Raw genomic sequence first — 12,947 nt, 5'->3', positions numbered from 1 at the left:
ACGCTTTGCGAGGCATCTAAACAAGTCCTTCGACAGGCTATCCTTGACAGCGTCAAAAAAGATAGCGTCATCTCGACCGAAACGCAGTGGAGTGGAGAGATCTATCAAAGACAGATTTAGCTCCGCTGACCACTACATGGTTCTCGACTGCGTTGCACTCCGCCCGAAATGACAGTAGCTTATTGGAGTTAGATGCGGAGATTTTCCTTGTCATTTATATTGATTTTTGTAAATTGATGATACCGCATCATTAAAACACAAAAAAGCTTTCCCTTTTGAGGAAAGCTTTATAAAATACGGGTAAGTATTACTTATTTCTTTGTTGAATCAGCTTTAGCCGGAGTTGAAGCTGCAGGTTTAGTGCTGTTTAAATTTCCGCCAAGTGGAGATGGTGATGGTGTTTTATCTAAACGCTCCTGAATAGCTGAGTTTCCAACAGCTGCAGTACCACCACTGGTTTTAGCAATTGTAGTCACCGCAAGCGTTAAAACTACGATCAGGGTTAACAATACCCACGATCCTTTTTCTAAAACATCGCCGGTACGTTGTACACCAAACATGTTACTGGTGCCACCACCGGTAGCTAAACCTCCGCCTTTAGGGTTTTGTACTAAAACAAATAAGCCTAAGGCTACACACGCAATAATTAATAAAATGATTAAAAAGGTTACCATGGTAATATTATATTTTAAAATTTCTTTTCTATAGATTGGATAAGGTCGGCAAAGTAACGGCTTTTTTCCGGATATTTCAAACTTAATTTTTTATAAGTATCTATGGCTTTGTGATAAAGCATTTGCTCGATATAAATTTTAGCTAAAGTCTCCGAAACAAGGTCGTAATTGTCTTCTGCACTTTTCTTTGCCTTATTTTCATTATCTATCTGTTCGGGCTTTGGCGGCTTGATTGTTGGATCTTCTTTCAAAAATCGCTCAATAATTTCGGCGCCCTTTGCATCTTTAATTTCAGCAGAAGGATATTCGGCTAAATGATCAGCTACTTCGAAAGGGGTTTGAATGTGGAAGATGTGCTCCACATACTGTTGCTGAAACTCTGCTCTTTCTTGCTGCTGGTTATTTTGTGGCTGTGTTTTTACCTTAGCAGCGTTAGGATGCGCATAAGGCTGAAAAATCTGTTCGTGCTCTTTGCGGGTTTTAGCCAACCACCATAAAAATGTATACGGAAGTTTATCGTCGTTATATTGTGAAACAAAATTCCTTTCAGGTTCATCAGGAACTACGGTTTCAATTTCTGGTGCGGTGCTAACCACATCTGTGCTTAATTTCTGCTCAAAGGCAAAAAAATCGGTAGCGGCTACACTTTCAATAAAAGAATCATCATCTGCCGGCAAGTCCATTAAATGACTGTCAATACCCGGCAGGTTATCTGGCGTTTCTACATTCGTTGTTTGACTGGCAGGTGAAGGGGTATCTGCAGTAAATTCATTTATTTCTTCGAAAACTTCCTGTTCGTCTGGTATATGTTCAGTAAGCACGGTATTAATTTCAGCATCCTCTTCCTGCTTCGGCTCACGCACTGAAACCATATTTAATACATGGAACAATACGTGCCCCTGGCTATAAAGTGCCGCCTTTGGTACTGCTGATGCACTGGCCTTAGCCAACAATAAATGAATGGGCTGGGCATATGGAAATTGCTGCACCATTTCCTGCAACATGGATACATGCTCTGGTCCAACCTTTCCGGGTTGCGCAAGTAAATCTGCCAGTAGCTTTTTGTTATCCATTATCGAGGTTTGCCGCTAAGTTAAAAAAATGTAGACGGGTTTTGAAAATTTTGTCTTTTTAGAATCCTGCTTTATTTACCACTGCGCAAATGCACGGTTAAAAATATCTTCCGATAATTGTTTATTAATCGCTTCAATAGCCCCAGGCAGTAACGATTGGATTGGCGCCCCGTTGATCGGAAAATCGAAAAATTTAGTAAAGCTTTCTTCAAAACTTTCTTTTTCGTGCTCTTTTATATTATTCTTATACTTTACTGAAACGGTTATGGTTAATCTGTTTGCCCCTGAAGTAGGTGTAGCACTATTTTGAAGCGCAACTGGTTTAATTTCATAACCCGTTATTCTGCCCTCAAATGATGCATCGCCCTCACCTGTAGGAGAAATAATCAATTTCGTTTGCGTGCGGATCCGGGTTTTTAATGATTCCGTAATCTGATTACTTAACGTTGGTACAACCAATGGTGCATTATTTTCAAATACGCGAACAACCACCGTTTTTAATCCGGTTGTAGAGGCTCCGCTGAATTTGTAAGAACAAGCGTTTAATACCGAAGCCAGAAGGATTAAAGCAAATATTTTAATTTTCATAGATCATTATTGATGCTTAAAGCAATTGTACGTTAAATTATAAATTTAATTCTTTAATTTTTCGGTACAATGTTCTTTCAGAGATACCCAGTTCCTGTGCTGCAAATTTGCGTTTGCCCTTGTGTTTCTTTAGTGCTTTTTTAATCAGGTCAGATTCTTTATCCACTAACGACAAAGATTCTTCTACTTCTTCTGCCTCGTGGGCAAAATAATCAGTATTGCCATTGTTGTTGATGTTATTATTGCCTGGTGTAGGTTGCTGAATGGTAAAGGCATGTTCCTGTCCTGCCGGCAATTCTACATCGCGATACAGCTGATTGATATATTGTGGATTATCTGCCAGAACAGTCGCGGTATTTCCACCATGCTGAATAATTTCGGCAACTAATTTTTTAAGCTCAACCATATCTTTTTTCATATCGAAAAGTACCTTGTACAAAATATCTCTTTCTGTAAAATCTTCTTTCGACTGCGCATTAATCGTCATGGGCAGGTTACTTCCAGCCTCATTCGGGATATAATTTAAAATGGCCTGTCCGGTTACATTACGGTCTTTTTCCAACACACAGATTTGCTCGGCAATATTTTTTAACTGACGAACATTACCCGGCCAGCTGTAGTTGGTTAAAATCTGAATGGCATCTGGCTCCAGGTGTAATGCCGGACTACGGTATTTATCGCTGAAATCGGCAGAGAATTTTCTGAATAATAAATAAATATCTTCTTTACGCTCTTGCAAAGCCGGTATGCGCAATGGAACGGTATTTAACCTGTAATATAAATCTTCGCGGAATTTTCCGTTTTTAACGCGGTTATACACATCAACATTAGTTGCAGCAATAATGCGAACATCTGTTTTCTGCACTTTAGATGAGCCTACACGTAAGTATTCGCCACTTTCTAGAATACGCAGTAAACGTGCCTGTGTGCCTAAAGGCAGCTCAGCAACCTCATCTAAAAAAATGGTTCCGCCGTTGGCTACTTCAAAGTAACCTTTACGGGCTTCGTGTGCGCCTGTAAAAGATCCTTTCTCGTGACCAAACAATTCTGAATCAATGGTTCCTTCGGGAATGGCACCACAGTTTACGGCAATAAAAGCACCGTGTTTACGGGCACTCATTTGATGGATAATCTGTGAGAATACCTCTTTACCGCTACCACTTTCGCCTGTTATTAACACCGACATATCCGTTGGTGCTACCTGGCTTGCAATATCGATAGCACGGTTAAGCAATGGCGAATTGCCAATAATACCGAACCGTTGTTTAATATTTTGTGTATCCATTCTTTAGATTTGAGATTTGAGATATTAGACCTTAAGCCTCTTGCCTTATACCCTCTACCTTTTTTAAACTATTTTACCAATTAACGTAGCTGAAGTGCATTTTTCGATAAATACATTTGCATACTGGCCGGGTTTAACGCTTTCAATGGCTGGGAAAATGGCCATTGCGCCGCTATCTCCTCTTCCGCAATAATCCAGATCGGATTTTTTAGAAGTACCTTCAATCAAAACACGAACGGTTTTACCCACCCACTCTTGTAAACGCATTAACGAATGTGCCTGTTGCTTGGCTAAAATCTCCGCTAAACGGCGTTTTTTCACCTCTTCAGGAATATCATCTTCCAATTTACGCGCAGCTAAAGTTCCTGGTCTTTCAGAGTAAGTGAAGTTATAAGCAAAATCATACTCCACATAATCCATCATGCTCAGGGTTTCCTGGTGCTCTTCTTCTGTTTCCGTACAGAAACCAGCAATAATATCGGTAGAAATTGCACAACCCGGAATAATGTTGCGGATGGCATCAATACGGTTAATATACCATTCGCGGGTATAAGTCCTGTTCATCAATTCCAATATGCGGGTATTACCCGATTGAACAGGCAAATGGATATAATTACAAATGTTATCGTATTTAGCAATAGTATGTAAAACTTCGTCGGTAATATCTTTAGGGTGCGAAGTAGAAAAACGAACCCTTAAATCAGGATTAACCAATGCCGTTTGCTCCAAAAGCTGTGCAAAATTTACGGTTTCTGTTCCATCTTCTGATGTCCAGGTGTACGAATCTACATTCTGGCCTAAAAGTGTAACCTCGCGGTAACCAGCTTCAAATAAACCTTTTGCTTCTTCTACAATCGAATGGGCATCGCGGCTACGTTCGCGGCCACGGGTAAATGGAACCACACAGAAAGAACACATGTTATTACAACCACGGGTAATGGAAATAAAGGCGGTAATTCCGTTGCTGTTTAAACGAACAGGGCTGATATCTGCATAAGTTTCTTCACGTGATAAAAGTACATTAACTGCTTTATGTCCACTTTCTACCTGCTCAATTAAATTCGGCAGATCGCGGTAAGCATCTGGCCCGACTACTACATCAACTAAACGCTCTTCTTCTAAAAATTTAGATTTTAAACGTTCTGCCATACAGCCCAAAACGCCAACAATTAATTTCGGGTTACGGCGTTTTTCGACACCGAACTGTGAAAGGCGGTTTCTAACCCTGGTTTCGGCGTTTTCGCGGATGGAGCAGGTGTTGATAAAGATTACATCAGCCTGGTGATAATCCCCTGTGGTTTCAAATCCAGTTTCGGATAAAATAGAGGCAACAATTTCGCTATCAGCAAAATTCATTGCACAACCGTAACTTTCGATGTATAATTTACGGGCATCGGCTTTAATTGGTGTATCTAAAATTAAAGCTTCACCTTGCCTTGCTTCATCGTGCGTCTTATCCTGTACTTGTAAATCAATCATTATTTAAAAACATTTTGGGGATTGCAAAAATACATAAATAAAATTAAAAGTGACAAATTGACATATTTTGTTTAAATGTTTACAGTACGATTATGATCATACCACGATTGGCACCAAGTGACCTAGTGCTGGTTAAGAAAGATTTTTTTGGGAAATGTACAGTGCCGTGCCTGTGGAGGGCTGCAGATCCGCTACGGTCGCGTTTAAATTACTATGAGGGGCTTCTGTGCCAGGAGTCTAACCGACGTAGCCCTTGGCGAAGCGGTACCCTGCAGGCAGGAGGCACGACGGCCTAAGCGTACAAGCGTAGCAAAGGAACAAACGGTGTTTCTTGTACTGCACCTGCGCTCCAAAAACCATTTTACTAAAATATAATGTGACTAGCGGCATATAACAATAATTCTTAAGTTGGATAAAATGGTTTTGGAATAACTTGCTACCTAGCCCCCTGGAGAAGCAAAGGAACAAACGGTGTTTCTTGTACTGCACCTGCGCTCCAAAAATTATTTCATCATTCTTCCTTATTGGTCTTTCAGCTCTAGTCTTTTCCCTTTCCCCTTCAAAAAAACCTTTCGCTCTTCTATCTGTTACATATCGATAAGCCATAATAAATGACAGCTCAGCATAGAAATAAAATTTGGACCTGGATAGGAAGCATATTCGGCATATTGATCTTAATTGTTGCATTTGGCGCCATGTTTTTAAGTGCCCGGTGGAAACCTATGTTGACCGAAAAAATTAAGGCCGGGGTATATAATGGTTCCCATCACCTGTACCGGATAGATTTTAAAAGCATTAACTTAAATGTAATTACCGGCAGCTTAGCCTTGCGCGATGTTACTTTAATCCACGATACAGCTGTTTTCGACAGCTTGAAGAAAAAACAGCTGGCTCCTGCACACACTTTCGAGCTTAAACTAAAGAAACTACAGATTAGCCGTGTTGGAATATTAACGGCCTACTTTAAAAAACGGATAGATGTAAATGAAATCATTTTACAAAAGCCATCTATCAACATGATTTTTAATAAGGTAACTAAAAAACCAGATACCCTAAAAGATGAAAAATCGCTTTATGAGCAGATTTCGAAAACTTTTAAATCGGTACAGGTTAAAAGTATCAAAATTGTTGATGCAGATTTCGACTATATTAACAAAACTGCTGCAAAAAAGACCAAAAACTCCATCAAACACCTCGACATTACCATTAACGATTTTTTATTGGATTCGCTTTCTGGCAACGACACCACAAGGTTTTACTACACTAAAGATGCCTCCTTTCAAATTGCCGGTTACAAATCGGTAACGAAAGATAAAATGTACAACATGAAAGTTGATACCATTAAAGGTTCTACCGCATCAAAAAAAATAACGGTTAAAGGTTTTAAACTGACGCCATTATATGATGCACTTACTTTTGCCAGAAAATACAACGTTCAGAAAGACCGGTATAACCTCAGTTTTGATAAAATAGAATTTAACGGCGTTGATTTTATTGGTTTAAATACCGACCAGAAATTACATGCCAAATCGCTAAGGATTGGTCCGGCCAATGTGGAGGTTTTTATGAGTCGCGAATCGCCACCTCCACCGGGCTTTGATAAAGGCCAAAACTACCCGCATATGGCATTGAAAAGGTTAAATATGCCTACCCTGATTGATACGGTAAAATTAAGAAACGTTAATGTTAAATACGCTGAATTTAATCCGGCGAGCAAAAAAACCGGAACGGTTGATTTTAAAGCAATCACCGGAAACATATTAAATGTAACCAACGATAGTTTGCAATTGAGCAAAAAGAACCATGCTGTGGCTGATTTAAATACGCTTTTAATGGGCACAGGAAAGCTGAATGTAAAAATCGATTTCAACCTTACCGACAAAAACGGGGTATTCGCTTACAGCGGCAGCCTGGGCCGGTTTGACATGAAAAATTTAAATCCACTATCAAAATCGCTGGGCCTGGTTGAAATAGAAAGCGGCAATATACAACATCTTGATTTTAAGGCGAACGGAAATTTAAGGTCGGCATCGGGATCGATGAATATGCTGTACACTGATTTAAAGGTGAAACTGTTATCAGACAATATTGATGGTGAAGGAACTAAAGAGAAAGGATTTTTATCTTTTCTGGCTAATGCCATTTTAGTTAAAAATGAAAATCCACAAAAAGGCGAAGCGCCAAGAACAGCAAACATGACCAATACCAGGATTAATTCGGCATCCTTTTTTAACCTGATGTGGAAAACCCTTTTTGTAGGCATAAAGGATATTGTAGGTGTTGGTGTAGTACCCGAAAAGAATCCGGTAAAACAGCAAAAAGTAATTGCCAAAAAAATAAGGGAACAAAAACGGGCAGACAGAAAAGCGGCAAGGAAAGCCCGGAGAGAAAAAAACTGATCTTACATTTTTCATATATATGTTTATAACCGTATATTGCTAATAAAACCACAGCTCTCATTTTTTAATGCCTGATACTAAAAGATACCGTTACAAAGTTTTTAAATGGATTGCGTGTACATTACTCAGTGTTTTTATTGTACTTGCAAGTATCGCCTGGTTATTAAATGTAAAATCCCGCCCTATTTTAACCGATAGAATCAAAACACTGCTCTACAAATCGACCGATAGCTTATATACCATTAGCTTCACCAAGGTTTCTACCAATGTTTTTACCGGAAATGCCACTTTACAAAACGTAAAAATAATACCCGATACTAACAGGTTTAAACAACTTATCGCCTTAAAAAGAGCACCAAACAATTTGTATACGGTTTCTTTAAAAAAACTGGTGGTTAAACGCTTCCACCCATTAACCTTATATCGCGAAAAAAAACTTCAGCTGGAAGAAATTATATTTGATAAACCTGAGGTTACGATGGTGAATCAGCAGTTTAGCTTTAACGAGGGCCGGGCACCAAGGCCCATTAAATCGCCTTACGCGATCATCTCTAAAAACCTGAAAGAATTTAGCATTAAAAGCATCCGGTTTAAAGATGTAAGTTTTAAATACATCGACAAAAATATAAGCAATTCATTGCCTTTCTCTATTGATGACCTGAATATTACCTTAACCGACCTCCTGGTGGATTCGACCTCTGCAGAAGATCCTTCGCGTTTTTATCTGATTAAAGATATTGTAATTAACCTCAATAACTATGTATACCATACTCCAGATAAGATGTACGATATTAAACTGGACAAACTGGATTTCAGGGCTACAACAGGTAAGTTGAGGATTAACAGTTTTGCTTTAGTGCCATTACATGATGAGATGAACTTTGGTAAAGTTGCCGGATATGCCAGAGAGCGCTTCAACATCAAAATGAGCGACATTATGCTTAATGGGATTGATTTGCCGCTATACATTAGCAAACAAGAACTCTGGGCGAAAGAAATGGCCATTACCAATGGTTTCATTTCGGTGTTTAACCATAACGGCCTCCCCAAAAAACCACAGGAAAACAAGATTGGAAAATTCCCCCATCAACTCTTACAGCTTGTTAGTGCCCCTATTCTGGTTCAGAAAATCCAGTTGAAAGATATCAATGTAAATTACGCCGTTTACAACAACGAGAGTAACCAGAAAGGGCAGATTACTTTTGAGCATACTTCAGGCATTATCAAAAACGCCACCAACCTCGAAAAAATTAAAGCCATAAACCCCATTATGGAGGTAAACCTAAACACTTACCTGTTTAGCCAGGGAAAGCTGGATGTAAACTTTATATTTGATCTTACCGCTAAAGATGGTGCATTTTCGTACAACGGGGTTTTACACAACTTTAATGCGCGCGTTTTAAATCAGATTACTAAACCGCTTGGTTTGGTCCGCATTAACCGCGGAAGTGTCGATAAACTGAAGTTTAATTTTAAAGCCAACGATTTAGGTGCAAAAGGAACAGTAGCTTTCTCGTACTACGACCTTTCGGTAGCGCTGATGAAAAACGATCCGGAAAAAGATCACCTGGTTACCCGTGGTTTCCTTTCATTTTTAGCGAATGCTTTAATCATCAAATCAGAAAACCCGGGTGCAGACGGAAAGCTGGTACCTGTAACCGTAAATTACAGCAGGCCGGTAAATACATCATTCTTCAACATGATCTGGAAGAGCCTCTTTACCGGCATAAAATATAGCATCGGTATAACGGAAGAAAAACAGAATGAAGTGCGCGAGCATATTGCAAAGTTTAAGGCCATGCGGGCCAATCATATCCAAAGGAAACAGAAACGATTAGAACGCCGGATAAAGAGAGCGCGGGAACAAAATGAAAAGCGATAACATTTTGTAACCTTTTGTTATCTTTATTCTCTAAACCTTAAACTAAAATTATGATTATTGCCCTCGTTATTATCGGATTTATATTTCTTATCGGGATTTTCTTTTACAACTCACTTATCGGGAAGAAAAACCAGGTAACCAATGCCTTCTCGGCCATTGATGTAATGCTTAAAAAGCGCTTCGACCTTATTCCAAACCTGGTTGAAGTGGTGAAACAATACACGACTTACGAGCAGGGAACCTTGACCAAAATAGTTGAACTGAGATCTAAAGCGGGCTCACCTAACATCAGCAATGCAGAAAAAGCAGATTTAGATGCCCAATTGAGCAGTAGTGTGAAAGGTTTAATGGTTAATGTCGAAAATTACCCTGATTTAAAAGCCAATACTAACTTTATTAACCTGCAAACCACCTGGACCGAAAGCGAAGAACAGATTGCAGCTGCCAAAAGAACCTATAATGCTTCGGTAACCGATTACAACAATTCGATTATGATGTTTCCGGGGAGTTTATTTGCCGGCATGTTAAACTTCCAACCGATTGCTGTTTTAGAAACCGCAGCCGAAGAACGTAAAAACATTAGCGCTAAAGAACTTTTCAATAATTAATGTCGTTCGATATTGCAAGTAATGTAGCCTTACAGCAAGTTTTGGCTACAATGGAGGTAGAACGCAAAAGAATTGCCGCCGCCCAAACCAAAGGCTATATTTTTATTGCCGCGGGTATTCTGGTCTGTATTCTGGGTTTTTTCCTGAGCTTTCCCATTCCTGGTGTAATTGGGGGCTTAATTCCCCTTATTTATGGCGGTGTTTTACTATTCAAGATCAACGATTCTTTAACAGCTTATCAAAATGCCTATAAAACCAATGTAATTGGTGCTGCCCTTAAATTTTTAGACGAAAGCCTGTCAATTAATCCCTACGAGGGAATTGAAGCTTCGGAGTTTATGTATACACAGTTGTTCAGCACTGAGCCTGATCGTTATAAAACAGAAGACCTGGTAACCGGATGTGCTGATAAAACCCGGTTTTACTTTGCAGAGGTGCATGCCGAATATAAAACCGTAACCCAAACAAAAAACGGAACCCGAACCGAGTGGCACGACATTTTTAGGGGAATTATCTTTGCTGCCGATTTTAACAAAAAATTTAATGGTGTAACCATTGTCAGGCCAAAAGATTTCGGAGCCGCTTTTGGTGCCTGGTTTTCAAAAAACCTGTTTTCTTTTGGCAGTAAGGATGTGATTCAATTGGAGAATGTAGAATTTGATAAGACTTTTGTGACTTATGGCTCCGATCAGGTCGAATCCAGGTACATCCTCACACCTGCGATGATGGAGCGGATATTAAACCTGAATCATCAAACCAAGTATAACATCAGTTTATCGTTTATCGAATCGAGGATGTACATTGGTTTCCCGCTGAACCGGAATTATTTCGAAGCGCCTGTTTTTAAATCATTGCTAAGTCCGGAAACCGTAAATGAAGATATCTCCACCATCAAGTTTATGTACGATATTGTTAAGGAGCTTGACCTGAACACCAGGATCTGGGGAAAGGAATAAAGATTTAAAATAGAAAATTCGTCATCTCGACTGGAACGCAGTGGAATGGAGAGATCTGCCACGATAGATTTAGCTTCGCTGAGTACTACGTGGTTCCCGACTTCGTTGCACTCCGCTCGAAATGACGATCTTTCGAGCCCTAGAAAACTTCGGAAGTTTAGCAGGGTTCATCCTAGACTCACGAAGTTTTCCTGCACACCAGCTTCTTCAAACTTCGTGAGTCTTCGGGCTAGCTCAAATGTTTTTTCACAATTTCTTCGAGGGCAGCAATATCAAATGGTTTTGATAAGTAACTATCCGCGCCAGCTTCATCCGCTAATGAAGATATATCATTATTGGCTGAAAAATAAATCACCGGAATATGTTTTAAATCAGGGTGGCTTTTTAATGCTTTAGTAGCCTGTATCCCGCCCAGATCGGGCAACCAATTATCCATAAAAATCAGATCAGGCATATAGGCCGCAACCTGTTCTTCTATGTTATTGGCATTTTCAGATGTTTTTATCTCATACCCCGCATCTTCCAAAATAAATGTACAGAGATCAAGGATGTCCCTATTATCATCAAAAACAAATACTTTTTTTGCAACTATCATATTAACCTCCGAAAAGCAATTAATCATTTAACTTATTTATATAATCAGCCATGTCATGGCTATCCAATAACACATGCGGTTTAACGTTCAGTACCGCCTGCTGTGGCATATACGGCATTATTGCCGTATTTGGATTTTGTATAACCACCCTACCGCCAAAATTGTTTACACTTTTTAACCCTTCTACTCCATCTGCGTTGGAGCCTGAAAGTAAAATACAGACTAATTTTTCTTTATAAACCTCAGCTGCTGATTGAAAGGTTACATCAATTGATGGCCGGGAATAATTTACTTTTTCCGAATAATCTAAAGATATACTTTGGTCTTGCTCCACCAGCATATGATAATCAGCAGGTGCAATAAAAACTTTACCCGAACTTAAAAATTCCTTCTCTTCTGCTTCACTTACCGCGAGTGTAGTACGCGATTTTAATAAATCAGTTAAAAGAGATTCATTACTGGCCTTACGGTGCACCACTAACACAATAGGAAAACTGATATCATTCCTTAAGGCAGGGAAAATTTCGAGCAGCACATCTAAGCTACCGGCCGAACCGCCGATAATTAAGGCTCCACATGGCTTAGGGTTTACAGTTTCCGCCATATTTTCTCCATTTTAACCCTTTTATATTCTTTGGCTTTTGGCCAGAACTCCAGACTTTCTTTACTTCCTAGGGCAAGGTACCCTAATTTCTCGATGCTACCATCAAATAGATTAAATACTTTATGCTGTAAGTCTTTATCGAAATAAATTAATACGTTTCTACATAAAATAAGCTGAAATTCGTTAAAAGAATGATCGGAAACCAGGTTATGCGTAGAAAAAATCATTTTACTATTTAAACTTTCATCAAATTTTGCCAATGAGTAGTTTGCCGTGTAATAAGTAGAAAAATCTTTTAATCCGCCCGATTGTAGATAATTTTCAGAATATTGCTTCAGGTAATTTAAGGGAAACATGCCTTTTTTTGCTTTTTCTAAAACCGATGGATTAATATCTGTGGCATAAATAAGCGATTTATTGAGCAAATTAAGTTCTTTTAAAACAATGGCAAGGGAATAAGCCTCTTCTCCGGTAGAACAGCCTGCCACCCAGATCCGGATAAACGGATAAGTGCCCAGTACAGGAAGTACGTCGTTCCGCAAAGATTTATAAAAGGAAGGATCGCGGAACATTTCGGTAACATTAACCGTAATCTCCTCTAAAAAACGCTTAAAATACTGCTTATCTGTTTTAATGGTGTAACGAAATTCAGCGAAACTCACAAAATTATCCAGTCCGTAAAGGCGTATAATCCTTCTTTTTATCGATGCATGAGAGTATTCCAGAAAATCATAACCGTGAGTTTCTAAAACATCATTCAACAGGATTTCTACCTGTTCATTATCTATTGCATCACTTATCACC

The 12,947-nt window shown here is 39.2% G+C and carries 12 protein-coding genes; 4 read left to right on the top strand and 8 right to left on the bottom strand.

What is annotated here, in order from left to right; all coding sequences use genetic code 11:
- Positions 1 to 311: 311 nt before the first annotated feature.
- From secG to miaB, 5 genes are all read right to left on the bottom strand, one after another.
- Entirely contained in the window at positions 312 to 674 is a 363-nt protein-coding gene (secG, locus tag AC07YT_RS13200; RefSeq protein ID WP_086548559.1) for a preprotein translocase subunit SecG, read from the bottom strand.
- Between the two features lie 14 nt (positions 675 to 688).
- Positions 689 to 1,747 carry a DUF8458 domain-containing protein gene (locus AC07YT_RS13195; RefSeq protein WP_086548558.1) on the bottom strand — a complete coding sequence of 353 codons (1,059 nt, stop codon included), beginning with the start codon at positions 1,745 to 1,747 and terminating at the stop codon, positions 689 to 691.
- A gap of 75 nt (positions 1,748 to 1,822) precedes the next feature.
- Positions 1,823 to 2,335, bottom strand: coding sequence for an LptE family protein (locus AC07YT_RS13190; protein WP_086548557.1), 513 nt, complete (start codon positions 2,333 to 2,335; stop codon positions 1,823 to 1,825).
- Positions 2,336 to 2,372: 37 nt separating this feature from the next.
- Positions 2,373 to 3,620 (bottom strand): sigma 54-interacting transcriptional regulator, encoded by a 1,248-nt coding sequence (locus tag AC07YT_RS13185; RefSeq protein ID WP_086548556.1) that lies wholly within the window; start codon positions 3,618 to 3,620, stop codon positions 2,373 to 2,375.
- Between the two features lie 63 nt (positions 3,621 to 3,683).
- Positions 3,684 to 5,099, bottom strand: coding sequence for a tRNA (N6-isopentenyl adenosine(37)-C2)-methylthiotransferase MiaB (gene miaB / locus AC07YT_RS13180; protein ID WP_086548555.1), 1,416 nt, complete (start codon positions 5,097 to 5,099; stop codon positions 3,684 to 3,686).
- 611 nt (positions 5,100 to 5,710) lie between these two features.
- On the opposite strand from miaB, the gene AC07YT_RS13175 reads away from it, so the two are divergent.
- The 4 genes from AC07YT_RS13175 to AC07YT_RS13160 all read left to right on the top strand — a co-directional run bounded on the left by AC07YT_RS13175 (position 5,711) and on the right by AC07YT_RS13160 (position 10,944).
- Entirely contained in the window at positions 5,711 to 7,498 is a 1,788-nt protein-coding gene (locus tag AC07YT_RS13175; protein WP_086548553.1) for an AsmA family protein, read from the top strand.
- A gap of 67 nt (positions 7,499 to 7,565) precedes the next feature.
- On the top strand, positions 7,566 to 9,380 hold the full coding sequence (locus AC07YT_RS13170; protein WP_086548552.1) for a hypothetical protein: 1,815 nt from the start codon (positions 7,566 to 7,568) through the stop codon (positions 9,378 to 9,380).
- Positions 9,381 to 9,430: 50 nt separating this feature from the next.
- Positions 9,431 to 9,988 (top strand): LemA family protein, encoded by a 558-nt coding sequence (locus AC07YT_RS13165; protein WP_086548551.1) that lies wholly within the window; start codon positions 9,431 to 9,433, stop codon positions 9,986 to 9,988.
- The gene (locus AC07YT_RS13160; protein ID WP_086548550.1) at positions 9,988 to 10,944 is read left to right on the top strand and encodes a DUF3137 domain-containing protein; all 957 of its coding nucleotides are present in this window, start codon (positions 9,988 to 9,990) and stop codon (positions 10,942 to 10,944) included. The genes AC07YT_RS13165 and AC07YT_RS13160 overlap by 1 nt, the downstream gene beginning before the upstream one ends.
- Before the next feature lie 229 nt (positions 10,945 to 11,173).
- Here the strand turns inward: AC07YT_RS13160 and AC07YT_RS13155 are convergent, their stop codons facing one another.
- From AC07YT_RS13155 to AC07YT_RS13145, 3 genes are read right to left on the bottom strand one after another with little or no spacing between them, the layout of a single operon-like run.
- Positions 11,174 to 11,539: a response regulator gene (locus AC07YT_RS13155; RefSeq protein ID WP_086549472.1), complete on the bottom strand. Its 366-nt coding sequence runs from the start codon at positions 11,537 to 11,539 to the stop codon at positions 11,174 to 11,176.
- Between the two features lie 19 nt (positions 11,540 to 11,558).
- Positions 11,559 to 12,143: a chemotaxis protein CheB gene (locus tag AC07YT_RS13150; RefSeq protein WP_086548549.1), complete on the bottom strand. Its 585-nt coding sequence runs from the start codon at positions 12,141 to 12,143 to the stop codon at positions 11,559 to 11,561.
- The gene (locus AC07YT_RS13145; RefSeq protein ID WP_086548548.1) at positions 12,128 to 12,946 is read right to left on the bottom strand and encodes a CheR family methyltransferase; all 819 of its coding nucleotides are present in this window, start codon (positions 12,944 to 12,946) and stop codon (positions 12,128 to 12,130) included. Before AC07YT_RS13145 ends, AC07YT_RS13150 begins: the two co-directional genes overlap by 16 nt.
- Position 12,947: the final 1 nt, after the last annotated feature.

The sequence above is a fragment of the Pedobacter sp. GW460-11-11-14-TSB4 genome, from assembly GCF_059423705.1.
The sequence above is the reverse complement of the archived record's forward strand: the minus strand, read 5'-3'. Positions and strand labels throughout refer to the sequence as shown.